Source organism: Mesorhizobium sp. C120A (assembly GCF_030323105.1).
Lineage (GTDB): Bacteria > Pseudomonadota > Alphaproteobacteria > Rhizobiales > Rhizobiaceae > Mesorhizobium.
In genome coordinates this window covers 4,671,365-4,695,511 of sequence record NZ_CP100476.1, presented here as the reverse complement: position 1 = coordinate 4,695,511, position 24,147 = coordinate 4,671,365, and the positions used below count along the sequence as shown (strand labels likewise).

Annotated in this window: 33 protein-coding genes; 17 read left to right on the top strand and 16 right to left on the bottom strand. The window is 61.8% G+C overall.

All coding sequences use genetic code 11. The features are described from left to right. Positions 1-90: 90 nt before the first annotated feature. The 4 genes from NL532_RS22875 to NL532_RS22860 form a co-directional block, all read right to left on the bottom strand. Positions 91-360 carry a hypothetical protein gene (locus tag NL532_RS22875; RefSeq protein WP_023671445.1) on the bottom strand — a complete coding sequence of 90 codons (270 nt, stop codon included), beginning with the start codon at positions 358-360 and terminating at the stop codon, positions 91-93. A gap of 114 nt (positions 361-474) precedes the next feature. After that, positions 475-669, bottom strand: coding sequence for a hypothetical protein (locus NL532_RS22870; protein ID WP_023689866.1), 195 nt, complete (start codon positions 667-669; stop codon positions 475-477). 42 nt (positions 670-711) lie between these two features. Continuing rightward, positions 712-1,155 (bottom strand): Ros/MucR family transcriptional regulator, encoded by a 444-nt coding sequence (locus tag NL532_RS22865; RefSeq protein WP_023671447.1) that lies wholly within the window; start codon positions 1,153-1,155, stop codon positions 712-714. 248 nt (positions 1,156-1,403) lie between these two features. Further along, positions 1,404-2,219, bottom strand: a complete 816-nt coding sequence (locus NL532_RS22860; protein ID WP_023828884.1) for a class I SAM-dependent methyltransferase — start codon at positions 2,217-2,219, stop codon at positions 1,404-1,406. A gap of 437 nt (positions 2,220-2,656) precedes the next feature. Between NL532_RS22860 and NL532_RS22855 the strand changes: the two genes are divergently transcribed. The 4 genes from NL532_RS22855 to NL532_RS22840 are packed head-to-tail and all read left to right on the top strand — an operon-like array spanning position 2,657 to position 4,106. After that, a complete protein-coding gene (locus NL532_RS22855) occupies positions 2,657-2,788 on the top strand; it encodes a hypothetical protein (protein WP_280799790.1) in 132 nt (43 codons plus the stop codon). Beyond that, positions 2,773-3,087, top strand: a complete 315-nt coding sequence (locus tag NL532_RS22850; RefSeq protein ID WP_245270240.1) for a hypothetical protein — start codon at positions 2,773-2,775, stop codon at positions 3,085-3,087. Before NL532_RS22855 ends, NL532_RS22850 begins: the two co-directional genes overlap by 16 nt. Beyond that, complete coding sequence (locus NL532_RS22845; protein ID WP_023693740.1) at positions 3,080-3,469, top strand: hypothetical protein; 390 nt, start codon at positions 3,080-3,082, stop codon at positions 3,467-3,469. The genes NL532_RS22850 and NL532_RS22845 overlap by 8 nt, the downstream gene beginning before the upstream one ends. Then, positions 3,369-4,106 carry a terminase large subunit domain-containing protein gene (locus tag NL532_RS22840; protein WP_245270244.1) on the top strand — a complete coding sequence of 246 codons (738 nt, stop codon included), beginning with the start codon at positions 3,369-3,371 and terminating at the stop codon, positions 4,104-4,106. Before NL532_RS22845 ends, NL532_RS22840 begins: the two co-directional genes overlap by 101 nt. A 333-nt stretch (positions 4,107-4,439) precedes the next feature. Here NL532_RS22840 and NL532_RS22835 read toward each other — a convergent pair whose 3' ends face one another. Further along, positions 4,440-5,327 carry a HEAT repeat domain-containing protein gene (locus NL532_RS22835; protein WP_155923798.1) on the bottom strand — a complete coding sequence of 296 codons (888 nt, stop codon included), beginning with the start codon at positions 5,325-5,327 and terminating at the stop codon, positions 4,440-4,442. Here NL532_RS22835 and NL532_RS22830 point away from each other — a divergent pair. The 8 genes from NL532_RS22830 to msrA all read left to right on the top strand — a co-directional run bounded on the left by NL532_RS22830 (position 5,308) and on the right by msrA (position 10,723). Further along, complete coding sequence (locus tag NL532_RS22830; RefSeq protein ID WP_155923799.1) at positions 5,308-6,012, top strand: hypothetical protein; 705 nt, start codon at positions 5,308-5,310, stop codon at positions 6,010-6,012. The genes NL532_RS22835 and NL532_RS22830 overlap by 20 nt on opposite strands. A gap of 241 nt (positions 6,013-6,253) precedes the next feature. Next, entirely contained in the window at positions 6,254-8,035 is a 1,782-nt protein-coding gene (locus NL532_RS22825; protein WP_286487480.1) for a phage terminase large subunit family protein, read from the top strand. Between the two features lie 373 nt (positions 8,036-8,408). Then, positions 8,409-9,068, top strand: coding sequence for a glycoside hydrolase family 108 protein (locus NL532_RS22820; protein ID WP_023755882.1), 660 nt, complete (start codon positions 8,409-8,411; stop codon positions 9,066-9,068). A 25-nt stretch (positions 9,069-9,093) separates the two neighbouring features. Next, positions 9,094-9,297 carry a Pam3-gp28 family putative phage holin gene (locus NL532_RS22815; RefSeq protein WP_023755883.1) on the top strand — a complete coding sequence of 68 codons (204 nt, stop codon included), beginning with the start codon at positions 9,094-9,096 and terminating at the stop codon, positions 9,295-9,297. A gap of 96 nt (positions 9,298-9,393) precedes the next feature. After that, entirely contained in the window at positions 9,394-9,633 is a 240-nt protein-coding gene (locus NL532_RS22810) for a hypothetical protein (protein WP_023684348.1), read from the top strand. Then, a complete protein-coding gene (locus tag NL532_RS22805) occupies positions 9,618-9,809 on the top strand; it encodes a hypothetical protein (RefSeq protein WP_023671459.1) in 192 nt (63 codons plus the stop codon). Before NL532_RS22810 ends, NL532_RS22805 begins: the two co-directional genes overlap by 16 nt. 3 nt (positions 9,810-9,812) lie before the next feature. Then, a complete protein-coding gene (locus NL532_RS22800) occupies positions 9,813-10,136 on the top strand; it encodes a hypothetical protein (protein WP_023671460.1) in 324 nt (107 codons plus the stop codon). Positions 10,137-10,204: 68 nt separating this feature from the next. Beyond that, complete coding sequence (msrA, locus tag NL532_RS22795; RefSeq protein WP_023694663.1) at positions 10,205-10,723, top strand: peptide-methionine (S)-S-oxide reductase MsrA; 519 nt, start codon at positions 10,205-10,207, stop codon at positions 10,721-10,723. A gap of 19 nt (positions 10,724-10,742) precedes the next feature. Here the strand turns inward: msrA and NL532_RS22790 are convergent, their stop codons facing one another. Next, a complete protein-coding gene (locus NL532_RS22790) occupies positions 10,743-11,579 on the bottom strand; it encodes a glycosyltransferase family 25 protein (protein WP_023755885.1) in 837 nt (278 codons plus the stop codon). A 493-nt stretch (positions 11,580-12,072) separates the two neighbouring features. Here NL532_RS22790 and NL532_RS22785 point away from each other — a divergent pair, with 493 nt between their 5' ends. After that, on the top strand, positions 12,073-13,014 hold the full coding sequence (locus NL532_RS22785; protein ID WP_023808296.1) for a glycosyltransferase: 942 nt from the start codon (positions 12,073-12,075) through the stop codon (positions 13,012-13,014). Beyond that, positions 13,011-14,060, top strand: a complete 1,050-nt coding sequence (waaF, locus tag NL532_RS22780; RefSeq protein WP_023828888.1) for a lipopolysaccharide heptosyltransferase II — start codon at positions 13,011-13,013, stop codon at positions 14,058-14,060. Before NL532_RS22785 ends, waaF begins: the two co-directional genes overlap by 4 nt. 36 nt (positions 14,061-14,096) lie before the next feature. On the opposite strand, the gene NL532_RS22775 is transcribed toward waaF, so the two are convergent. The 5 genes from NL532_RS22775 to NL532_RS22755 all read right to left on the bottom strand — a co-directional run bounded on the left by NL532_RS22775 (position 14,097) and on the right by NL532_RS22755 (position 17,065). Continuing rightward, the gene (locus tag NL532_RS22775; protein ID WP_023697737.1) at positions 14,097-14,291 is read right to left on the bottom strand and encodes a hypothetical protein; all 195 of its coding nucleotides are present in this window, start codon (positions 14,289-14,291) and stop codon (positions 14,097-14,099) included. Between the two features lie 570 nt (positions 14,292-14,861). Then, positions 14,862-15,332, bottom strand: coding sequence for a GFA family protein (locus tag NL532_RS22770; protein WP_023828889.1), 471 nt, complete (start codon positions 15,330-15,332; stop codon positions 14,862-14,864). A gap of 161 nt (positions 15,333-15,493) precedes the next feature. Continuing rightward, positions 15,494-15,787, bottom strand: a complete 294-nt coding sequence (locus tag NL532_RS22765; RefSeq protein ID WP_023804976.1) for a hypothetical protein — start codon at positions 15,785-15,787, stop codon at positions 15,494-15,496. A gap of 13 nt (positions 15,788-15,800) precedes the next feature. After that, positions 15,801-15,968 carry a Thivi_2564 family membrane protein gene (locus NL532_RS22760; RefSeq protein ID WP_023804977.1) on the bottom strand — a complete coding sequence of 56 codons (168 nt, stop codon included), beginning with the start codon at positions 15,966-15,968 and terminating at the stop codon, positions 15,801-15,803. Positions 15,969-16,738: 770 nt separating this feature from the next. Beyond that, entirely contained in the window at positions 16,739-17,065 is a 327-nt protein-coding gene (locus tag NL532_RS22755; protein ID WP_023712723.1) for a hypothetical protein, read from the bottom strand. 273 nt (positions 17,066-17,338) lie between these two features. On the opposite strand from NL532_RS22755, the gene NL532_RS22750 reads away from it, so the two are divergent. Both NL532_RS22750 and NL532_RS22745 read left to right on the top strand, forming a co-directional pair. Further along, positions 17,339-17,575, top strand: a complete 237-nt coding sequence (locus NL532_RS22750) for a hypothetical protein (protein WP_023671471.1) — start codon at positions 17,339-17,341, stop codon at positions 17,573-17,575. A gap of 766 nt (positions 17,576-18,341) precedes the next feature. Next, on the top strand, positions 18,342-19,568 hold the full coding sequence (locus tag NL532_RS22745; RefSeq protein ID WP_023828890.1) for an anion transporter: 1,227 nt from the start codon (positions 18,342-18,344) through the stop codon (positions 19,566-19,568). 99 nt (positions 19,569-19,667) lie between these two features. On the opposite strand, the gene NL532_RS22740 is transcribed toward NL532_RS22745, so the two are convergent. Then, a complete protein-coding gene (locus NL532_RS22740) occupies positions 19,668-20,258 on the bottom strand; it encodes a TetR/AcrR family transcriptional regulator (protein WP_023694672.1) in 591 nt (196 codons plus the stop codon). An 81-nt stretch (positions 20,259-20,339) separates the two neighbouring features. On the opposite strand from NL532_RS22740, the gene NL532_RS22735 reads away from it, so the two are divergent. Continuing rightward, the gene (locus NL532_RS22735) at positions 20,340-21,164 is read left to right on the top strand and encodes a crotonase/enoyl-CoA hydratase family protein (RefSeq protein WP_023828891.1); all 825 of its coding nucleotides are present in this window, start codon (positions 20,340-20,342) and stop codon (positions 21,162-21,164) included. A gap of 35 nt (positions 21,165-21,199) precedes the next feature. Here the strand turns inward: NL532_RS22735 and NL532_RS22730 are convergent, their stop codons facing one another. The 4 genes from NL532_RS22730 to NL532_RS22715 form a co-directional block, all read right to left on the bottom strand. After that, positions 21,200-21,511 carry a cupredoxin domain-containing protein gene (locus NL532_RS22730; RefSeq protein ID WP_023828892.1) on the bottom strand — a complete coding sequence of 104 codons (312 nt, stop codon included), beginning with the start codon at positions 21,509-21,511 and terminating at the stop codon, positions 21,200-21,202. A 10-nt stretch (positions 21,512-21,521) separates the two neighbouring features. Next, entirely contained in the window at positions 21,522-22,046 is a 525-nt protein-coding gene (locus tag NL532_RS22725; RefSeq protein ID WP_023828893.1) for a DUF4142 domain-containing protein, read from the bottom strand. A 115-nt stretch (positions 22,047-22,161) separates the two neighbouring features. Beyond that, positions 22,162-22,830: an RNA polymerase sigma factor gene (locus tag NL532_RS22720; RefSeq protein ID WP_023705692.1), complete on the bottom strand. Its 669-nt coding sequence runs from the start codon at positions 22,828-22,830 to the stop codon at positions 22,162-22,164. Positions 22,831-22,933: 103 nt separating this feature from the next. Further along, positions 22,934-24,022 (bottom strand): HPP family protein, encoded by a 1,089-nt coding sequence (locus NL532_RS22715; RefSeq protein ID WP_023827226.1) that lies wholly within the window; start codon positions 24,020-24,022, stop codon positions 22,934-22,936. Between the last annotated feature and the right edge of the window lie 125 nt (positions 24,023-24,147).

Here is a 24,147-nt window from a genome sequence, read left to right as displayed (position 1 = left end):
GTTGCTCCCATTTGGCTCACGCTCAACGCATGAGCCGCTGTTACGATCCGGACGGGGATGCAAGCGATAGGCGTCGGCCGATGGCCTGCGCTACTCTTCCATCCAGCGGCGGCCATATTCGGCCCACAGCGCCTTGACCTCCCGGCTGCCGAGGCGCGGGGCCGAGCCGTCGCCATAGGCGATCGAAACGCAGCTGATGTCGTAATGGGGATGGGCGTCGATGACGAAGCGGATCGCCTCGCCGAGCGGCCTTCTGCCGATGACCGGATCGGCCTGGCCTTGGCCGACGCTGCGAACGCCCGAAACAGTGGCTGGCGCTTGCCGCATCCTGAACACGGATGCCATGGCTGGTTTGTCCATCCCGCTCTCCCCCGAGTTGGAGTGGAATGATTCCATAAGAGCCAGCTAATGACCAGTCGCTAGACGGCCTGTCGAAGGCTGCGTCTTGTATCCTGCAGCCGGTTGAAGGACTGTTCAGGCCAGCGGATCCGCCGCCGGCGGCCTGGCGGGAAGGCCGAGCCTTGTCCGCTCGCCGTCGGCAAACTCCTCGGCCGCTTCCTGGGCCATGAACAGATGCTGGGTCACCGTGCCATTCTCGGCAACCAGCACCGCCCATTGGCGGCGGTCGACACGTTCCACGCGAACGTCATTGGGCTCTCCGGCCACCACGATCGTCCTCCAGCAGGCGTACGGCACGGAGGGGGCGTGCCTTTACGCCTTGGTCTTGCTCTTGGCCGGCGCCTTGGCGGCCGGCGCCTCGGGTGTCCTGATGCCGAGCCCGAACTCCTTTGCCAGCTCCGATCGCTTGGCGGCGTAGCTGGGCGCCGTCATCGGATAGTCGCCGGGCAGGTCCCATTTGGCGCGATAGGCTTCCGGCGTCATGCCATGGGCGGAGCCGAGATGACGCCGCAGCGACCTGAACTTCTTGCCATCCTCGAGGCAGTAAATGAAATTCGGCGTTACCGAGCGCTTGCGGTTGACCGCGGGCTCAGGCGCAGGTTGCGGCGGAGCAACGGGATTGTCCACGGCCGCGAGCGCTGCATTGACGCTCTCGATCAACGCCGGCAGGCTATCCGGAGGCACTGAATTGTTGCGCACGAATGCCGCGACGATGTCGGCGGTCAGATTTATATTTCGGATTTTGTCCTCAGACATGGCTTCTTTTGCCCCCTTGATGCCAAAGGGCAAATTATCAGACAACATCCGCCGACGGCATGGCACTTTAGAACATATGCATATGACTTGACGCCGGATGTGGTAGCGCTAGCATCGCCGAGTCTCCGATCGATGTCGATGTAGGAATTCTTTCCTGACATATCTTGACCGGTGAGGGCAGCTATGCTATGATTTGTTCATGGTGCTGATTTGCGCCGCCGACCCGCCGCCGAGGCGGGTTTTGTTTTTCAGGCCGGCTTGGAAGCGATGACGGCCAGTGACGCGAGTTTTCCCTCGCTCAGGCTGCTTATGTAGTTTTTTCGCCGATGCACGAACTCGGCGCCGAGCACGATCTCATTGGCCTGCTGCTGGGCGGGCGAGGGCACGATGCTGGAATTTGCCCGTTTCAACGCCAGCTCGACGTGATCGCCGGTTTCGTCGATGACATCGTCGACCCGGAATCCGGCTGAAGCAAACAGAGCCTTCAGGGTCTCGCCGTCGACAAGATGGCTGGCCGCCGACGACACCGCCCAAGGCAAGGGATAGGTAGGCTCGCCGTCCGCCAGCACCGCCTCGGTCCAGACAAGCCTGGCTTTCGGCTTCAGCACGCGCCACGCCTGCCCGATGACCGCCGCCTTGTCAGCGATATTCATGCCGACATAGAAGCAGATTGCCGCGTCGAATGTGTCGTCTGCAAAAGGCAGCCTTGTCGCATCGGCCTCATGGAAACGCACTTTGTCGCCGAGGCCGCAGAGCTCGGTCAATCGGCGGGATGCCTCGACGAACGCCTGCGTCAGGTCGACGCCGTCGACGCTGCACCCATAGGTCTCGGCAAGGAACCGGGCCGGGCCGCCAATGCCGCTGCCGATGTCCAGAACCCGATCGCCGACGGAGGGCGCAAGACGCGCGGCATGGTCCTGCGTGGCGATCAGCTCGCGGCCATGAAGCTGGTCGAACGGATAGAGTTGTTCGGCCGCGAGGCTGCCGGCCCTGGCGTCCGGCACAGCCGCCAGGATGCGCTCGACGATGCCGCCGCTGCCATAGTGACTGGTCACATTGCTCATTGCGCTCTCCGACGAGACGCAGCATCCCATCGATGCTGCCCTTGCGCAATGCGCGGCCGCGCCAAGACGCGGCTTTGACCAGAGTAGGAATATTTCTTATCTGCATTGACGGGTAGGGCAGCTTTGCTATTATTTACCCATGGTGCTGATTTGCGCCAGCGACCCGCCCACAAGGCGGGTTTTGTTTTCCTGATGCCCACAACGTGCGGATATCGGATGTCGGCGGGACAGCACCCCCCTCTGGCCTGCCGGCCATCTCCCCCTCAAGGGGGGAGATCGGACTGCCGCCTTGCTTTCGCCAATCGTCAGCGCTGCAAATTGGTCGCGACCCTGGAGCTGCCAATCTCCCCCCTTGAGGGGGAGATGTCCGGCAGGACAGAGGGGGGCGTGAAGGAACGCTATCCTCGGTTCATTCTGCCTTATCCGCGAGGCCTCCCTTGTCCAACCGCTATGCCACCATCATCACCGACGATGACGGCCGCGAGGTCGTCAGCGCCATTGGCGTGTTCGAGGGCGCTGCCCCGCAGGCGCGCATCGGCCGTATCGAGCCGGTATGCCGGGCGTGCTGATCGGCATGGTTCGCGGTGGTCCTGTCGATGCCATCGGCGGCTTCGGTTTTCCGCGCGGCACGCACGACGGCCGGGCGATCGCCCTTGCCAGGGCAACCCTGAAAGCCGAGCCCGCCGGAAAACGCAACGCGCCGGCCGCTGATGCGGCCCGCAAGGCCGCCCCAAAACGGTCAGGGCCAAAATCGGCACGGCGCAAGTCCGGCAAGATCAAGTCCGGCAAGATCAAGCGGGCAAGGCCGGCAAAGCCGGCGAAGCAGGCAGCGACCGCCGAGCCCGCCGGGATCTCGGATCATGGCTGACCGGACGGCGCCGCGTGCGCGCCCTGACCGCAAGGCGCCTGCCGCCGCCGCTGCCAAGCCGAAGCGGACGAAGAAGACGCTTGGCGATGATTTCCTCGACGCGGTTCGCGCCGATTTCCGCGCCCATGGCGCCGGCGTGATTGCCGCGGTCCGGGCCGACAAGCCCGACCAGTATCTGAAGATCGTGCAATCGGTGCTGCCCAAGGATCTGGCCAAGGATTTGCATGTTTCATCTGACAATCTGGAAGCCTTGAGCGATGACGAGATCCGCCGCCGCATCCGTGGCCTCGAAGCCGTCCTCGGGCCGTTTGGCGACCAGCCTGAAGGCGCGCCGCCACTATCTGGCGCTGCTGCAGGAGCTGGACCGCAGGCGCAGGACTAACCAGCTTGCCGCCTACCGGCCTTATCCCAGGCAGGCGCAGTTTCACGCCGCGGGCGCGCAGAACCGCGAACGGCTGTTCATGGCCGGCAACCAGCTGGGCAAGACCAGGGCCGGCGGCGCCGAATGGGCCATGCACCTCACCGGCCGCTATCCCGCGTGGTGGCAGGGCAAGACCTTCGACACCGCCGTCAGGCTATGGGCTGCCGGCGTGACCGGCGAGGGCACGCGAGACAACCCGCAGCGCGTGCTGGTCGGCCCGCCGCAGCAGCAGGCGGCATGGGGCACCGGCATGATCCCGGCCAACGCCATCCTGCACACGACCATGGGCCGCGGCGCCCCGGGCGCGCTCGACAGCATCGTGGTGCGCTGGGGCGGCGGCGGCGACGTGCAGGCCGATGAATCGGTGCTTTCGTTCAAGAGCTATGAGAAGGGCCGCGAAAAGTGGCAGGGCGAAACCCTGCACGGCGTCTGGTTCGACGAGGAGCCGCCGCTCGATATCTATTCCGAAGGCCTGACCCGCACCAACGCGACGGGCGGCATCACCATCGTGACGTTCACGCCGCTGCTGGGCATGAGCGACGTGGTGTTGCGGTTCTTGACGGCGCAGGAGGTTCTCCCTTCCCCCCTTGTGGGGTGAGCAGCTGGTTCGCGAAGCGAATTCGTCGTGCCAGTGGCACGACGAAAGGCCGGCGAACGCCGGGACGCTGCGGAGCAGCCGGGACCCGGCAGGTTGGATCGGCGACCACCTGGCCCTTCGCAGGCTCAGGGCGTTCGAAGCTCGAAAAGCCAAGCAATGGCTTTTCGTCCGCCACGCGGACCGCTTCTCACCCCACAAGGGGAGAAGGTAAGAACCGCCACGCCCGACGCAAATATCGTGCGCGGACAACATCATACGACCATTACTTTGAATCAGTTCGGCAGGCTCTACGTCCTGTCACGTCGCTATCTTGACCTCGAGATCAGCGGTGCCTCAGGCGATTGCCGGCAATGATGATTGCCATACGGCGTGGTGCGATATCTGGTTGTGCTCGATGCAATCGGTTGCCAGTTTGCTGATTTCAGGATCGGCGGACGCCTGCGCCCATTCGACGAACGCGTCAACAACGACCAACCTCGCCCGGCTGGCCAGCCCCAGGCCGTAACGGCGCACTGCCGGCTCTGAATGGTCGAGCATCGCACGGATCATGCCTGATGCATCATCTCGCCATTGCCCGGAGATATCGGCGATCGCCGAAAACGGCGTTTGCGGCCTGAGCAACGCGGCGTGCTGACGCGCAAGCTTTAACTGCCAGTCTTTTGCAAAGCGCACAAATTTGACGGCTCCCATGCGTACACCATCGTGATAATCATCAAGGGCAAACAACGCCTGCGCGAGATGCTGACCATCGTTCCGCGTACTGCATCGCAAGATAGACTCCACGGCATCGAAGCGCGTGCGCGGGTTGCTGTCCCCAAGCAGCGCGGCCAGCTCACCCACCATCGAACTTATGTTCTGGTTTTGAAAGGTGGCAATAAACGCACCCGCCGCTCGCGTCTCAGCATTGGCAGATGTCAGCAGGAGACGAAGGCTTTCCAACGGCACCGTCTTGCCGAGCTCGCCGAGAAGGTCGTGGGCAAGCGCGCCATCGTCATCATGCGGGGACGACAGCAGCCGCTCCAGCATCTCCTGACCTGTCATGGCATTTGTCGATTTGCCGAGTGGCAGCAGGATCTTACCGCCTTCGCTGAAAAAAAGATGAGCAACCTCGCTGTCCTCGGCGGACAGGCGCATCGCCTCGAATAGATCTGTCATGGCAAAGAGTGGCTGTCCCACCCGCGTAGAGTACAGGCCGCGCAGAATGCACCAGCCCAGACGCATCGATGTCGCCGATGCACGGCAAGACCTACCGCATAAAGCGATAAAGGAAAAGATGAGAGCGAAGCTTTCCCGTTTCGGCGCGTTGCGGAATCGCGAACCGCGACTAGACTGGTGGCCAGGTTGTCGAGGAACCAAGTCCATGAACAGGCGGCAGGTATTGACAGGCGGTTTGTCGTCGCTTGTCGTGTCGCCGGCGGGTGGTGCTGAGGTGTCAAAGCCCCAGGTGCCCAAATGGCGACCCTCGTTTTCACAACCCATCGATCGCATCGAGGAACGGTTCGGCTATTACTTCGACAGAGGCCGTGACTTTGCCATCCTTGAAAACGGCACCTGCGTGCTGACGGAAGCCGGCCTGTCCGATGAGGCGGCAGCCATGGCCGCCATCCAGACGCTTGCCATGATTTACAACTATCACCCGGACATGAAGCCGTCCGACATGGATGATGGCAACGTGCTGGTCAGCTACAATCATCCAGCCTTCAATGTCGTGCTTTCCGACGTTGCGAATGCGCATTGGCAAGAGATCGAGGCCCGCCACCAGGATGGGCTGGCTACGGGCGAGGTGCTGATCACGCCGCTGGGGCAGAATGTGTTCGATGAGCTCGGCAAAAAGGCGCTGCTTGGCAGGTGCTACATGTTCATGGATGCGCAGGCGCCAAAGGTGATCCGCATCAAACCCAGTTGATAAGTCGAATCAGGGGTATTTGGTGCCGGCAAGTTGCCTGGCACGACCTTCGGCGGTTGGCGATTTGCGCGTTAATGGGCCGCACAATATTTTCTCTCGACCGGTATACTGATATATATAGAGCATACAGGATTGATTGGGAGTGTCGGGGACGCAGACCTCGCGTTTGAACCCTGTTCCTGGATCGGTACGGGTTCTGCAGATTTTTTTACTCGTATCGTAAGGAACATTCGCCTGGCTGGTGCATGCCGATGCACTGGCGGCAATGGCGACAACGATTGCAATCCGAATCATGTGTTCCCCCAAGTCTTGGGTCAGCTTCGCATTGACGAGCGGTGGTATCAATGGCCACACTCTATTGGAGCATGCTTGCATGACCCGTCACGTCACCTTCATGACCATAGACGACGTCGAACACTATTCGCCGGACGAGCGTGCCGCGATCATCGCCGCCTATCCCGAACATGAGCGCGAAGCGAGGGCCAAGGGCATTCCGGTGCTGGGCTCCGGCCGCATCTTTCCGATTGCCGAGGAGCTGATTGCCTGCGAGCCGTTCCGGCTGCCGCGCTACTGGCCGCGGATCGGCGCCCTCGATTTCGGCTGGGACCATCCGTCGGCCGCGGTCGAGCTGGCCTGGGATACGGAGGCCGATGTCGTCTATATCTCCAAGGCGGCGCGGGCCTCGCAGCAGACGCCGGCGATGCAGGTGCTGGCGCTGAAGCCATGGGGCGAATGGCTGCCCTGGGCCTGGCCGCGCGACGGCCGCCGCGAGACGCTGGAAGGGGCGGGCACGGCGCTCGCCAGGCAATATGCCGCCCACGGCTTGAACATGCTCACCGGCCACGCCCGCTTCGCCGACGGCTCGGTCTCGGTCGAGGCCGGGCTGATGGAGATGCTCGACCGCATGCAGTCCGGCCGCTTCAAGGTGTTCTCGTCGCTGCTGCCCTGGTTCGAGGAATTTCGGCTTTACCATCGCAAGGACGGCAAGGTGGTGAAACTGCGCGACGATTTGATGGCCGCGACGCGCTACCGCAAACTGACGCTCGCCTATGTCAGCGGCGCCGGCACTTTGCCGACGGTGGCCAACGGCATCTGGCTGATGTTCGACCGTGCCGGCGACAGAGGCGCCGACGGGACGGGAGTAGGAGATTTTTTGGGGCCTGCGTCTTCGGCAACCGACAATATTGTCACTTTCGCGGGCACCACGGGCAAGGTGGGGAAGGATAGTGGGATCGCGGTGTCCAGCCTGGCGCCGAAGGCCAGCCCGACATTTACCGGGACGCCAACGGGGCCGACCGCAGCGCCTGGAACGAATACCACGCAATTGGCTACAACGGGGTTCGTCAAGGCTGGGTTTGATCTGAAACTTGATAGCCGACCCAACCTTGGTGTCGTCGCGCAGACGATCACCGATTGGAACAACGCCCTGGACAACGGCTGGTATATGGCCTCGGCGGCGGCTAATGCGCCAGACGGCGTAAATTGGTTCCTGGGGTTTGTGGAAGCGCACGGAAGCACTGGCTACCGGACGCAGACGGTGCATGATTTCGTCAACGACACTACGGCGGCAGACCAAAAGCTATGGCGGCGCAGGCAGGCTGGCGGTGCCTGGGGAGGATGGATCAAGCTGCAATGGTCGCAGGCCGAACAGGATGCACGCTATGTCCAGTCGTCCACGGCGTTGCTTCAGAAGTTTTATGAAAGCCCGCAACAGACCATCACATCCGGCGGGTCGCTGACGTTGGCTCATGGGCTGGGGGTGAAGCCGAAAAATTACCTTGCATTCTTACAGTGCACCACTGCTGAGGGTGGCTATTCTATTGGAGACGAAGAACCTGTCTCGATTGGATCGCACGAAGCGAGCACCAATCGAGGCCTAAGTGTCGTTCCCGATGCTACAAATATGGTCGTTAGATTTGGGTCGCAGGCTTCTAGTGCCGTTCAGATTACACGCAAAGACACTGGTGGATTTCTAAATATTACCAATGCAAGCTGGCGGCTTGTCATTAGGGCATGGGCCTAGCATAAATTCCAGTGAATTCTTCAAAAGAAAGATCAAAAGGCCGCTCTCTCTTTTCGAGATATGGCGTCTGCCCAATCCACCACCGAATCTCAATAAGCCTCGGCTATTTTCGTCGTCGAAGCGCTTCTTGATCACCTTTGCCGGAATTCTTCCTAACACTGCATACGGAGGTGCATCTTCGATCACCATCGCAGCGGCGACGACGGCAATGGTGCCGTCGCTCGGTTCGCCGTTCCGATCTCCTTTCCGGCCGACGCCACCAAATACCGCCCCGCCAAGGTCTCCAGCGACGTTGTCTCGATGATCGACGCCTAACCGCAAGCAGCTTCGCAAATCGACAACCTGCCTTTCGCGGGCAGAAAGGAAAACCCCAATGGACCGCAACTTCGCGCGGGCGCTTGCGCTCGTCCTCAAATCGGAAGGCGGCTGGTCCGACAATCCGGCCGATCCCGGCGGCGCAACCATGAAGGGCGTGACGCTGGCCAACTTCCGCCGCTACGTGAAGGCGGATGCGACGAAGGACGACCTTCGCCATATCACGGATGCTCAGGTGGCCACGGTCTATCGCCGCTTCTATTGGGATGCCGCTGCGGGCGCCGAGCTTCCCGGCGGTGTCGACTATGCCGTCTTCGACTTCGCCGTGAACAGTGGGCCGGGCAGGGCGGCTAAATATCTGCAGGCGGCAGTTGGCACCGCACAGGACGGCAGGATCGGCCCGGCCACGCTCAAAGCTGTCGGCGCCAGGCCACCGGGCGCAGTCATCGACGATCTTTGCGATGCCCGCCTGGCATTCCTGCGGCGGCTGCCGACCTGGCCGGTTTTCGGCAAGGGTTGGAGCGATCGCATCCGGTCGGTCCGTTCCCAGGCGCTGTTGATGTCGGCACTACAGCCCGCGGCACCTTGCCGGGCACCCCGCCCCAGCCATCAGCGCTCTCGCCGAAGCCCGGCAGTGCGATGCCGCCGGTGTCTACCGGCGGGCGCGTCAGCCCCGTCGAACGCCTGCCGTTCTGGCGTGCGCTGCTTCAAATCCTGAAATCGATTTTCGCAAGGAGTTCGACATGATCGCCGTCTTCATCCGCATCGGCTTGCGTTACGGCGCCGGTGTTCTGGTCGCGCGTGGCCTGCTCGGCGCCGACGACGCGGCGGCATTTTCTTCCGACCCCGACATTCAAGCTGGTCTGGAGATCGCCGCCGGTCTCGCCATCGCCTCGGTCACCGAGACCTGGCACTGGCTGGCCTGCAAATCCGGCTGGGAGCACTGACATGGAAGGGTTTCAACAACTGCTCGTCGCCTATCTCGAAGCCGCGAAACCCTATGCTATCGGCTTTGCCGCCGGGCTTGTCGCCGGGTGGCTGCTGTGAGCGCGCTCCTCGCCGTCCTGCTTGGCAACAAAGCGCTGCTGGGCTTCCTGGCATCGGTCATCGCCGCCCTTTGCTGGGGCGCTCACCAGCGGCTGGCCGGCGCCAGGGCCGAGCGCGGCAAACTGGCGGCCGCTGAGGCCGCGGCGCGCGCGGTCGCTGAGCAGGTGCAGAACGACGTCGGCGCATTGCCGGCGGACGCTGTTCGAAAGGAGCTGAAATCATGGGCAAGGGACTGATGCTTGCGCTGCTTGTGGCGCTTGCCGGGTGCACGACTGCTTCGGGCGGCTTCTGCGCGATTTCGAGCCCGCTGCGCCTGTCGGCCGAAGCCGTCGACGTCCTGTCGGACGCCGAGGCGAGAGCGCTCCTGGCGCACAACCGCAAGGGACAAAAGCTCTGCGGATGGAGGCCTTAGCCGATGCACGACCTCTTCGACATGCTCGGCATCAAGGGGCCGGTCGTCGCCGCCGGGCTAGCCGGCGGCGTGCTGCGAGCACTGTCGCGCCATCGCTACAAGCTGCGCGAGATGATTGCCTCGCCGATCTGCGGGGCGCTGGCGGCTGCGTATCTGACGCTGCCTGCCGTCGCCTGGGTCAGGGCAACCGGCATGCCTATCCCCGATCCGGCCGACGATACCACGACGCTCGCCGCCGCCTTTTTGATCGGCGTCTCGGCCATGTGGATTTCCGACATCGTCTTCGAGGTCATCGTGCGGCGGTTCGGCTCGGCCGGCAACGAGTGATGCACTTGAGATGCTGGAAGAAGCCAGCGACAATGCCTACCTAAGGAGCAATCCAATGGAGGTATGATATGGCGACGTCCACCGAACGTGCAGTCCTTGCCGGCGGCTGTTTCTGGGGCATGCAGGATTTGATCCGGCGCTATCCCGGCGTGATCTCTACCCGCGTCGGCTATAGCGGTGGCGATGTGCCCAACGCCACGTATCGCAACCACGGCAGCCATGCCGAAGCCATCGAGATCGTTTTCGATCCGGCCAGGATCAGCTTTCGCACATTGCTCGAATCCTTTTTCCAGATCCACGATCCGACCACCAGAAACCGCCAGGGCAACGATGTCGGAATGAGCTATCGCTCGGCGATCTTCTACACCAGCGACGAGCAGAAGCGCGTCGCCGAAGACACCATCGCCGATGTCGATGCCTCTGGACTGTGGCCGGGCAAGGTCGTCACCGAGCTTGCGCCGGCGGGCGATTTCTGGGAGGCGGAGCCAGAGCATCAGGACTATCTCGAGAAATACCCCAACGGCTATACCTGCCACTTTGTCAGGCCGGGCTGGAAGCTTCCGGTCCGCGAAAAGGCTGTTTCGTAACGCAGCCGCTATCGTCTGCTTATCTGGCGGTCGAACTATTCTTCCGCGCGATCGGTATGCCGGCCGCCTTGTTGAGGTGGCCGTGCTCGGGCTGCCCATAGATGAACGCGCCGTGGACGGGTTTGCCGTCGACCTCAGAGCCTGAGAACGCGACGGCCTCGATCTTCTTTGTTCCGGTCAGGCTCTGGTTTCGAAGATAGGCGAAGGTTCGCACCGCTTCTCCGACAATTCGATCGAGAAACGGTTTTGGCCGCCTCCCGGGCCGTCGCACGAGGCTTGGAAAGCGCTCTCGTCCCGAAACAAAATGGTGCTGTGCGCAAAGCGCCGGCATGATCTGATAGATTCGGTTGAGCGAGCAGGTCATGAATCCTGGGTGAAAAAGAACGAAGTCGACCTCTCCTCTCAGATGCATGGTCCTGCGCAGCAATCTTTGCGCTGCCGATCTGGAGATGACATAGCCTGCGGCGCCCGCGTGCAGGCCATAAAGTCTGGCAAGCGAAAACCCATCATCGAGAGCGACTTCCTTGCGTCCGACCCTCACTTTGGCAAAATGCGTTTCCAGCTTGATCACATCGGCATCGCGCGGCACCCATCGATCGGAAGCAAGCAGCGAGCCGGCGCCCGCGCCGAAAACGACGTCGTCCTCGAAAACCGCGCCATATTGATCCGCGCCGTTCGCAACGATCTCCCAACACGAGCGGTGGCTCAGGAAACAGCAAACCTCAGCAGCGCTTAGCGGGCTTTTGGCGACAGAGCAGCAATCGGGGCAATCGATGGCGGAGACACGCTCAAAATGGTACTCCGATCCGGCCGAACTCGGACGCGACATGCGCCAGCCGATCGCGAGAACGATCAAGATTGATCACCAGACACCTCATCAGCGCCCCCTTGTCCGGTGATCAGTGAATATCACGTTCCCGTGATTGCACAAAATTTGCTTACGTGCGGGGCAGTGGGTAGCGGCGTACGGTGCCGCCGGTTGGTTTTGGAGGTTGGGTGGACATTGACGGCGTCCCCCGCGTGGCGCGAGCCTTTACCGTGCGCGCCTAGACGAGTCGCCCTAGAAGCCGAAAAATTGCCGACCGATCATGTATCCGAGCGCGACGACCACAAGGGGAAACAGGGCGGGCGTCAGCCCACCAAGAGCGGAGGTCTTTGGCTGTTGCCTGGAGATGGTCCTGGGTGCATTGCCGAGATTCTTGGTCATCCGGTATAGTAGCAAGCGCTGATTAACGATTCCGTAACCCGATCGAGGCCGCCGCGGCTTTTTGCGTTTCTGGCGCGACCTTGACAATGCCCAGCCCGTGACGCAACTGGGCCGTCTTTGAGAGCATTGTGAGGCAAGGTCAATGCGGGTGACGCTCGTTTTGAAGGGCGTAATACCCTGCCGAGGTTACGGTGGGATTCAGCGTCAGGTCGAATGGCTGGCCACGGAGATGGTTCGTCTCGGACACGAAGTCGTGGTGATCGCTGGCCCTGGCTCCAGCCACCCGCTCTTCGAAGTCCGGCACGCTTCGACCGATGCCGAATGCCGGGCAGCCATTCCGCGCGACACGCAAATCGTCCACACCCATAGTTGGCCCGTCGAGGTGCCATTTCCAACGCTGAATACGCAGCGCGGCTTTATGCCGGACCAGCCCATGCCAGTTGCGAACTGGAGCTTTATCAGCGCCAATCATGCCCGCCAGCATGGGCGCGAGACATTCGTCTACAATGGCTTTCCGGTGGACGCCTATCGTTTGTCGGCTGCAAAGGGCGACCGCCTGCTATTTCTCGCCGGCATTGCACGATCAAGCAAAGGCCTCAACCGCGCCGTCGATCTCGCCAAAAAATTCGATTTCGGTCTCGATATCGCCGGTGGCTCGCGTTGGAAACTGCTGGGCCGAAGTCAGACCCGCCGCGAAGGGTTGTTTTTCAAGAGCCTTGGCAGGCGATACCGTTTCCACGGAATCGTTGACGGCGAGCCGAAGCTTCGCCTTCTCGGCGAAGCGCGAGCCTTCCTCAACCCCATCGCCTGGGAGGAGCCGTTCGGCAACGCACCGGTCGAAGCCATGTTGTGCGGCACTCCGGTGCTGACGACGACGCGAGGCGCATTGCCCGAGACGGTCGATGCCGACAGCGGGCGCTTCTTTGAGACCGATGAAGAATTTGCGGCCGCTTTCGAGGCCGTCGCCGACCTTACGCCTCAGCAATGCCGCGAATCGGCCGCGACGAGATTTCCCATCCAAAAAGCGGCGCGCGGCTATCTGGATCTCTATGCCCGCATCCTTGACGGCGAAGCGCTTCCTTGACGACCGGCGATCCAATCCTCTTCGTCGGCTTCCCCGCGGTCGGCGACTTCGTCCGTTGCCATTCCGCCATCCAGATCATTGCCGCGCGATTTCCTGATCGCCCCATAGATGTCGTCACCTCGCCCGTTGCAGCGCCGCTGGCGCGCCTGATGCCGCATGTCAGGAAGGGCTGGGCGCTTGCCAAGCGTCATCAGCGCCCCGGTTTTGGCGAGCGCAGCCGCCTGGTTGGCGAGTTGCGCAAGGAAAATTACCGTACGGCCTATCTGATGACCAGCAGCACCAAGGCGGCGCTGATGGCGTTCATGGCCGGAATAGAGGAGCGCATCGGCTATCCGCAGGAGTTGCAATTCGGCCTCCTCAATCGCTTCCCCGCCGGCTGGTTGGCCCATCTACGGGCCTTCGGACCCCGCAAGACGCGGCTGTTCGAGGAGGTCTGCTCGATTGCCTCGCTTGGCGAAAAGCCGGCTGCGGGCGCAGAGTGGCCGGCGCCCCGGCTTGTGGTCGATCCGGCCGAACTGGACGAATGGCGCCAGCACAAGAAGATCGATGCCGACCGACCGGCACTGGCGCTCTATACTGCCGACATTGAGAATTTCCGCTCATGGCCCGTCGAGCGCTTCATTTCGATCGCCAGAGACCATCATGATCGCGGCTGGGCAATCTGGATTGTAGGCGGACCGCGCGAGCACGCCGGTGCCGCAAAAATCCGCGCCGCCATTCCTGAGGCAATCGACTTCACCTCGACCCCGTCGATTGCTGACGCGATGTGCCAGATCGCTGCGTCGACCATGTTCCTCGGGGTTGATGGCGGCATTTCCCACGCCGCCGCTGCCCTGAACGTCCCATGCGCGCTCATCTACGGGCTGAATCGCCCCTATGTGCATGGGCCCGTAAACAACCATGTTCGCTTTATCGAACCGCCGCTTTCGACGCCCAGCTGGGTCAAGGACACGCGGGGCATCAGCGAAACTCGGGTGAGCGAGGTTCTGGCTGACCTCTCAGCCGGTATCGCCCAATGGTCTCGCCGGCCCCAGGCGTCTGGTTAAAAACGCCCCGTGGGGGCAACCATCGCCGCGTTTCGGTTACCCCATGGCCCTGCGGCTTTCGGGCTCGTGATTGCCGACCCAATGTGCACGGATGCGGTCGCTGACTTCAAGGTAGGCCATGTCGATGAGATAAGTCAGAAGCTTCTCGCCGTCGGCTTCGGCTTTCTGCCTAAGCTCCCGCAGTATCCCTTGCGCGAACTGCAGGTTCTCCATTTTGCTCGGCTGGTCCATCGGTGCCCCCCAACGTCTGCGTATGAACTTTGCGCTGGCTATGCTTGCATGAAGATTGCCGTGAAGTGGATATTGCACGTGCGGACCGCGATCCTGCGAAGGCGCTGGCTGCATGACAGCCGCCCCATCCGGCTTCAAGATTCGCTACACTATGTGACGGAAACAAAATAAACAAAGCGTTCTTTTGTACGAGTCAGGAAGGTTCCTCCAGTTCACACCACGAGATACTTGGGCAGCGTAGTTGACGTAACGATATTGCGTGGTCTTAAGCTCTCGTTTCCAAACAAATGTAGCATCCTTGCAACCACAAGACGAATTCCAGCTGACCGGGCCGCTCCGTAGTCAATCGCCGGTTACAAACGGCACCGGGTCTCAGCCCAGCGCTTTGGCCAACCCGTCGTTCCACGGCAGCGCAGGCCGGACGATCTACCGCCCGCCTTGGCTTGACGCCAAGGCGGGCTTTTTTGCGTTTGGCTTCTACCGGGTGAAATGTTGTCGGACCCGGTCCTGTCGGCATCGGGCGGTTTCGAGAATGAATTTCCTGCCAGCCGGCTGTCTGCGCCGCTCGCGCTAGGCCGACTTGCGTTGCGGCAAGCTTGACGCCGTCTCGACACCGTCAGAAATCGGTCCGGCTGTCCGGTTTGTCGGCTCGTCATCGACCCGGTCGTGCTCGAATTGCCGGGCGGCAGGCAAGGGTTGCAACCAGTGCTCACGGCGATTGACCCAGAGTTCATAGCTGGGCTCCAGCCCTTCCGTGGGCACCTCATCGAGGCTGCCAATCGTCACTTCCACCTCATTCTCACGAACCAAAGGGACCCGGCCGCCGCAGGTGGGACAAAAACTTCTGTCGCCGTAGCTGTTGACGATACCCGTCGTTTCGAACGCCTCGAGCGGCCACACTGCGAACGTCGAAAAAGCCGACCCGCTAGCCTTGCGGCAGTCCTTGCAATGGCAAAGGCCAATCCGAAAGGGATCTCCCGTCACCGAAAACTGGATGCCGCCGCACAGGCAGCTGCCGCTCCGCCTTGTATCATTGGGCATGACCGCTCCTCCATCTGGTTGGGCATCACACCGCTACATCTTGCAGCGCCATGCGCACAATCAATTCACGCGCGGCGCAAGGGTTCCATGTCGCCTCGCGCAATGCATCGTCTGAACCCGGGAGCGCCATGGCAACGACCGCCGCAAGGCTGCTGGATATGTCAGTTCGGGAAATCGAACACCGGTTCCCGGCACCAATAGACACGGCACTGGCCATCACGTGTCGGAACGGAGGCAGCGACCGGCACCTCCGGCCAGTCGCACTCGTTGCCGTATTGGCGGACATAGCGATCGTAAGTATTCCGGCCGGTCGTCAACACCGCCGAGTGATGGCTCTGGATCAGGTGCTGCGTCTCCTCGCAGCTCATCGAACGCGTGTCGGGTCGGGCGTAGGCCGTGCTTGTTGCTGCAAACAACGCCGTTCCAATGATCCATGCGATTGTTTGGGATGCCATGGCGATCCTTATCCTAAAATACGGCCAGGTATTTCAACAGCGAAATGATGCCGATAATGATGACAACGATCTGCGCGATCTGCCTCGTGCGGCCATCGAGCGGCAGACGCTGGACGAGATAGAGCACCAGGACGATCACCAGGAAAGTGATCAGAATGCCGATAAGTACCGATGAAGCCATGTCCCTCACTCCGTCTGGCTACGTCTGAGAAGAGTACGCAGCGGCAAACGCTCTGGCCATAGATTGGTTCCTGTCGATGCGAAGCCATCGGCAACGTAAAGGCTGCGAAACAGCGTTCCGCGGCCTTTGAAGCTGAACGCCGATCAGGGCCTGTTTGCCGCAAGGTTGTCGTTTGCCATCGGCGACACGGTTTCCAGGCGACTTGTTGCTGGCGTCAGGCTGGGCTAACGGGAGAACCGCCTCGGGTTGACGGGGTTCCGACAAAAACGGCCTGAGTTGCGCTTCGTTGTCGACATTTGCGCAAGCCCTGAGATCCGCCGCCGCCCGGCGGGTAATCGCCTTTTCGCAGGAGAACAATTGCCGTCCCAAGGGGACGACGGGAACCGAAACCTCGCACGTGCATCTCAGCTACCGCGGAACGGGCAAATCGAGCAGGTGGGGAATTTGGGGTAGGGGAATACGTCATCCAACATGCGGGGATTGGAATCCCAAGTGTCAGGCCCGCCAGTTTGTTGGAAGTGTTGCCCGTTGCAGCCTACACCATCGACACACAGGGCCGCATCACGTTCTACAACGAGGCCGCCGAACTTGAGTGGGACGACGCGCCGCGGTTTTGGATCCGTCGTCCTCCAGCGGGTTGCGCCACAAGCGCTTAGCGGCACCGGACAACTGGAATTTGGGGACAAGGCGTCGTCTGGACGCTCAAAGCGCCGCCGAGTTCGGTCCAAATCTCTCTCGCGGATTTTGTCGATTGAAAGAGAGGGTCGCGCTTAGGACAATCCCAGCAGGGGAGCGGTTTGACCGCCTGTGGTGTCGGAATTGCCGATGCCAGGCAGTTCGTGCTTATCGTCGGCAAGCGAAGTCAATCTCCCCGCCTCGACGGAGGTCAGTCCGTCCAATTCCATCACCGCGCCGTAGAGTTGGGCCGTCTGCATCACAAGCCGCTCGACATCTTCAAGGGCGACGTTCTCGTCCAGGTTACGCAATCGTATGTCCTCGGCAACCACCGCAATATTGACCATTCCGCGCGAGCGCAGCGCGCCCAGGACCCGTGAATTGAGATCCTCTCGTAGCCGAGCCGAATATCCGTAGCGCATGGAAACCTTCCTTTCAGGAGCCGGTTGTCCCGTCGTGATCAAGATGCGCCAACGACCTTCAGATGGCAAGAAGAATATTAAATATTCTCAAGTAAATCAACTAGTTAGCAGACTGCGCGGGTTGTGCTATCGGCGTGTCTTCCTCATCGTTGGTCTTGTATGTGAGTCACCCATCAGCCTCTCTTGACGCGCTGCACGGGGACCCCTAGCTATACTGCAATTGAGACACATACTAACTCACCATATTTTTGGTCTTGACGGTTGGAGGCGCGAATGGCCGAGCTGGAACGACCCGAGCGACTGCAGATCATGCTGACAGCCGAGGAATTGGCTGCCTTGGAAAACTGGCGCTTCGAAAAGCGCATGCCAAGCCGGTCCGCGGCGGTGCGGGAACTGCTGCGGCGCGGCCTGGATGCGGATGGATTCCTGACTGCGGGACAAGGAACTAAGTCTCAGGACTTTGGAATTCTGGGCAGCAGTGTGACTGGCGACGGCCAGTCGGGCGAGTAATTCGACGGCGGTTAGCCTACAATCGCTTTTTCTGGAAGTGCCGCTACCAATTTATTGCGGTGGCGGAAACGCAAAGCGGGTCGGCTCTCGGCAGGGTACTGGTCTCAGCAGGGTACTCTTGGCGTATGGTTGCAAAGCCCGCTCCGGTTCGCCGGAGCGGGCTTTTTGCGTTTTCCCGACAGGAAATAGTCGCGCTCGCTTTCAGATAGGCTCAAGGTTCTCTTCGCACTCCATGCACGCGACGCTGTGACCGGGGCAACTGAGCCGGTGTGTTCCTCCGGGGCAGCAATGGCCGTTCGAGCTCGCCCACCGGGCACAGACAAACACCTTGCGGGTTCCGTGGCATTGTGGACATTCAATCGGGCGGGCCAGCAGAGCCTCGTTTTCCGAGACACGGCATTCCCTCTCAAGAACCTGAACCATCTGAAACCCCAAGGCCGAAATATGGCTAAGCTATCCATACCCGGAAAGCCTAAATTAGAATTTAATTACATAAGCCGCGAGCCTCCCGAGGGGGAAGTTTCGCGGATGGCAATCTCAGGCCACCGGCAGTCCGCCGCGCGTGTCTCATTCCCAATCTCGGCCGTCTGAAGATCAAGCTCTGGTCGCTCCCGGCATCGGTCGACCGCGATTTTGCCCCCGATTTTCGCATTCGGATCGTTATAGGCTTTCGCTTTGCTGGAGCGGCGTTAAAGCTGCCCGGCAAATGCCTGGGCGGGGAACAGTCCGTTCCTGCGTCGGTTCGTTTGGACAAGGATGTCTGCCAATGACATTGATGGGCGCAGCGGCACTTTTGATCCTTGTCCTGACTTATGCCGGCGTCGCAATCGGGCGTATTCCAGGCCTCCGTCTCGACCGGGCAGGGATCGCCTTGCTGGGGGGTGCGGCGATGATCGCCATCGGCGCACTCAGTATGGAAGATGCCTATCGCGCCATCAATTTCGACACCATTACGCTGCTGCTCGGCATGATGATCGTGGTGGCGCATCTGAAGGTGTCCGGCGCCTTCCGGGCGCTTGGCGCCTATGCTATCGAGCATGCGCACGCGCCTTTCGTGCTGCTGGTGATGGTGACGCTGTTGACCGGCGTGTTGTCGGCGTTCCTGGTCAACGACGCCATCTGCCTGGTCATGGCGCCGATCGTCGTCCACGTCACCCGTGTCATCAACCGCAATCCCATTCCCTATCTGATCGCCACCGCCACCGCGTCCAACTGCGGTAGCGTCGCTACCATCACCGGCAACCCGCAGAACATGGTCATCGGCGCGCTGTCGGGAATTTCCTACCCAGCCTTTTCGGCCGCCCTGGCGCCGGTTGCCCTCTTCGGCCTCGTCGCGGTCATCGTCATCGTGCGCATCGTCTACCGCGCCGAATTCGCCCGCACCGCCGATCTCAACCCGGAAGTCTATCGCGGCCGCATGCTGCCGGGACAGGTGCTGAAGGCGGTGGTTGTCTGCATCGGCCTGGCCATCGCCTTCTTCGCCGGCGTTCCGGTTGCCAAGGCAGCGCTCATCGGCGGCGCCATCCTGTTGCTCACCCGCGCCATCAAGCCGGCGCGCATCTACCGCGAGATCGACGGTCCGCTGCTGTTCATGTTCGCCGGCCTGTTCATCGTTGTCGCCGGCGCCGAAAAGACGCTGCTGACGCCCGACATCATCGCATCGGCCAAGAACCTAGGGCTGGACGACGTCTGGCGGCTATCGGGCTTCACCGCGATGCTCTCCAACATCATGAGCAATGTTCCGGCCGTGCTGGCGCTGCGGCCATTCATACCCGGCCTTGAAAACCCCGGGCGTGCCTGGCTGGTGGTGGCGATGAGCTCGACGCTGGCCGGCAACTTCACCTTGCTTGGCTCGGTCGCCAACCTGATCGTCGCCGAACAGGCGCGGGCGGCCGGCACGCAGCTGTCCTTCTCAGCCTTCTTCAAGGTCGGCCTGCCACTGACGCTGCTGACCCTTGCCGTCGGGACGGCATGGCTGGCGGCTGGATTCTAGAGCAATTCCGGGAAAAAGTGTGAAGCGGTTTTTCGGTCCGGAATTGCGTCGAAACAAAGAGATAGCGTGTTTCGCCGTCTCCACTAAACGGTGAACGCTCTAGCGGATAGTCGCCGATCCTGACCTTGCTCGAACCAGCGTTGCAGCGGCATGTCCGGCCGCCTCGACATAATCGGGGTTGCGGTGGATCAGCATGATCGAGAACGCTCCGTCCATCAAAAGCACGATTTCGCGCGCCAGGGTCTGCGGCTCGTCGACGCCGTGGCCTGTGAGTTCGCCGGCCAGCCAGGTCTCGAAATTCTGCTTATGCCGCGCCCCCGCTTTAACGGCCGGGTGTCCGGGCATTGAAGCGAGTTCGGCTGCCGTGCGCAGGAAGCCGCAGCCTCTCCATTTCGGGTGCTTCGCCACGCGCGCCAGATTGGTGAAAATCGCCTCGACCTTGCGCTCGACATCGCCTTCGGCCATCTCGAACCAGCCGGCCATCTGCTTGAGGTTCGGCTGGTCGCGACCGTCGAGATAGGCCGCGATCAAATCGTCCTTGCTCTTGAAATGATAGTAGAGCGTGCGCTTGGTCAGCCCGGCTTTTTCCGCCACTGCATCGACGCTGACGCGGCCGATCCCCTCGGCATAGAACAGCTTCGTTGCGGCATCGACAATGCGTTTGCGGGTAGGGCTTGGTGCTTCGCTCATACGCAAGTATACCGACTAGTGAATATACATACAACCGAAAGCCTGATCCTCTCCGTCGACAAACACAGGGAAGGAAAAGACATGACCGAGCTTGTGCTCACCGAGGCCCGCAACGGGATCGCCATCCTCACACTTAATCGGCCGGAAAAGCTCAACGCCTTGAGCTACGCGCTGATTGATCGCCTGCTTGTGCTCCTCGATGCCGCCGAAACCGACGATGCCATCCGCGTCGTCATCCTCACTGGAGCAGGAGAGCGCGCCTTCTCCGCCGGCGGCGACATCCATGAATTCTCAGGCAGCGTGGCCATCGGCGTCGACGTTGCCCTGCGCGACTTCGTCATGCGCGGACAGCGGCTGACGGCAAGGCTGGAGGCGTTCCGCAAGCCCGTCATCGCCGCCGTCAACGGCATCGCCTTCGGCGGCGGCTGCGAGATCACCGAAGCCGTGCCGCTCGCTATCGCCAGCGACCGCGCCTTGTTCGCCAAGCCTGAGATCAACCTTGCAATGCCGCCTGCTTTCGGCGGCACGCAGCGGCTTCCGAGACTGGCAGGGCGCAAGAGGGCGCTCGAGCTGCTGTTGACCGGCGATTGGTTCCCGCCGCCGCGCGCCGTCGAACTCGGCCTCGTCAACCAGGTGGTGCCGCATGAGGAGCTGATGCCCGCCGCAATTGATCTCGCCCGGCGCATGACCAGGCATTCTCCTGCAGCAATTGCCTCGATCCTCACAGCAGTGGCGCGCGGCCTGAGCCAGAGCATCGCGGAAGGCTTGGCTGTCGAGGCCGAGCAGTTCGCCCGCATGGCTCCGACCGCTGATCTGCGCGAAGGGCTGGATGCCTGGATCGCACGGCGCCAGCCGGGCTGTGACGGCTCGTGGACGCACATCACCCGGCCGGATGAAGCCAGGTGAGCCTCAACGCAGCAGGACGGGCTTGCGGACCTGGATCAAGGCGCCGTCACGGCCACATGACCTTTCATGTTGGGGTGGAAGCGGCAGAAATATTCGACCGCTTCCGCCTTCCGCAGGGTCAGGCTCACTGTTGTCTTCGGCGGGATCATCACTTCCCAGCCACCCTTGACGGTAGCCGTATGTGCGAACACGTCCTTGTTCACCCACTTGATCGTGTCGCCGACCTTCGCGTCGACGGTGGCCGGCGAAAAGATAAGTTTGTCGATGGTGACCTGGATGGTTTCGGCCTGCACGGGTGAGGTCCCGAAGACCAGCGCCAGTGCAATCCACAGCTGCCGTTTCGACATAGCCTGGTCCTTACTTCAGCATACCTGCAACATGCTCGGCGTGCTGTTCATGGCCCTGGAAAATCTTCAGGCCGGTCTCCAGCAGGCTCTTCAACTCGGTATTACTGGCCGATGGGATCAAAAGGGTTTCAAGCGCGCCGTCGACCTGTTTGTGGTAGGCGATCTCGTTGTCGACATAGACTTTGTCAAAGGCTGCGCCGTCGAGTTTGGCGAGCTTCGCCCGCTCCTCGGCCGCAGCCTTGGTCAGCGCCTGGCTGGTTGCGTTGTCTTCCGGCGTCACCTTCAGCTTCTTTACCAGTTCCAGTGCCTGCGCGTTGACCGCTTCGTGGTCGCGCACCATGTCGTTGGCGAAATCCACGACCTCCTTGGTCTTCGATTTCTTGATCGCCTGCTTGGCGGCTTCCACATCGATGACGCCTGCCGTGTAGGCGATGTGGGCGATCTGCGGGTCCGTCGGCTTGTCGGCGGCTTGTGCGAGTGGGGCAGCGCCAAGCAGCAGCAAGGCAGCGAGGGCGGCGGTGTGTCGGGTAAGCATGGCATCTCCTTCGCCCGGACGCGGGATCGCGCCGGGCCATGTTTTTCAGTTGACGGTCATTGGATGCGCAGCGGTGGCAAACGTTCCCGGGGAAATCGGCCAAATCAGCCGATGATCAGCTCTCCAGGCCGAGCCGCTGCATGACGGCGCTGGTCAGCCTGTCGCAGCGCCGGCCGGCAAACGGGAAGGCGTCGAGCAGCACCGGCCCGATCTGGTCGTCGAGTGCCTTGCGTACCAGGGCGCGGGCGCGGTGTAGCCTTGTCTTGACGGTTTCCGGCCGCACGCCAAGCAGCTCGGCGGTCTCCTCGATACTGAGCCCCTCGATAACCCGCGCCACGAACACCGTCCGATAAACATCGGGTAGGCTGTCGGTCGCCCGTTCCACCAACTCGAGGATCTGCCGCTGCGCCATCGTCCGCTCCGGATCGTCGCTGGGATTGAGGGGGAACTGGATGATTTCGGCTTGCGGGTTTTTCGCCACCGTCCGCCGCCTTTTGCGCAGACGGCCGAGCGCCTCGTTGATGACGATGCGCGACAGCCAGGTGGCCAATGAGGACTCCCCGCGAAAGGCATCGAGATGGGCAAAGGCTCTGACATAGGCCTCCTGGACGATGTCCTCGGCTTCAGCATCGTTGCGCACCACCCCGCGAGCGATGCGATAGAGCCGCTGATTATGGGTCTTCATGATGATGCGGAAGGCGTTGCCTTCGCGTGCCAGCGCGCGGCGCACGAGAAGCATCTCGCTTGAAGCAGCAGTGGGCATTGGTAGAGACATAGCAGGCATGGCCAGTTCCTCGATCCGATCCCCGTCCGAAACCTCGATCAAGACATTGGATGACATCGCCGGCAAAAGGTTCCCGGCCATTTTCGCCCGGCTCCGGCGGCGCCTAGAATACTGCTTCCGCCAGCGGCTTGTCAGCAGCCTGCACTCGCGCCGTGGCCGCAAGCAGGTCGGTCTGCGTGATCAGGCCAAGGATGCGGCTGTCCCCGTCCAAGATGATGACTGCATGGGTGCGGCCGTCGGTGAGCACCGGTAGCAGGGCCATGGCGGGCGTACAGGCGGCGGCGGTCGACGCTGTCGACGTAACGCTTCCGACGGCTTCGTCGGCTCGCGCCAATTCCCTCAATCCAACGGTGCCGACCAGCCTGGCGTCCTTGTCTACAACCGGCAGCGTGCGGATATTGTGGTCGAGCAGCAGATGACGCGCCCGATCGGCGGACGCGTGTTCATCGACCGAAATCACGTCGCGGGACATGATGTCCTCGCACAACATGGTTCGGTGTGCGCGCATCGTCGCTTGCAGTTCGACCTGTCGCAGCAGCTGTTCGAGATCGTTGCGGTCGATGTCGAAGGTCTCGTCGAGTGCAGCCAGCGCGGCATCGATGTCCTCGGCCCGGAAGCCGATGCGCTCCTGAGCCGGCGGATCGATGGTTCCGTGCGTGCTTTTCGGGGCAGGGGCCGGCACATGCGGGTAGCTGCGTCGCGACAGCCTGTGGAAAGCATAGCCGAGCGCGACCAGCATCATGGAGTTCAGCGCCACCGGCACGAACGGAAATAGGAAGCCGGCACCGATCACGGCCGGCCCGCCGAGCACGGCGGTCAGTGCGGCGGCGCCGCCCGGCGGATGCAGGCAGCGTGAGAACGACATGGCGGCGATCGCCATCGCCACGGCAATGCCCGTGGCGAGAACGGGCTGATGGACGAAATGGGCCACGATCACGCCGACCAGCGCCGATATTGTATTGCCGCCGATGATCGACCATGGCTGCGCCAGCGGGCTTGCAGGCACCGCAAACAGCAGCACCGCCGACGCCCCCATCGGCGCCACCAGCAGCGGCACATGCGGGCCATTGCCAAGCACCAGCGCGCCGATCGCGCCGGTCAGCGCAATGCCGATCATCGCCCCGATGCAGGCGATGAGGCGCTCGCGCAGCGTCGCGCCGGCGAGAATGGGGACAAAGAGACGAAAGGCCATGGCAAGCTCAGTCCTGCTGGAATTGTGCGCGCAGCGCCTGCAATGGCGTTGGACCGACGATTTTGAAAGTCAAACCGATCCGAAAAAGCGCGCATTGGGGAAATAACATTGCGCTTGGTCGACCC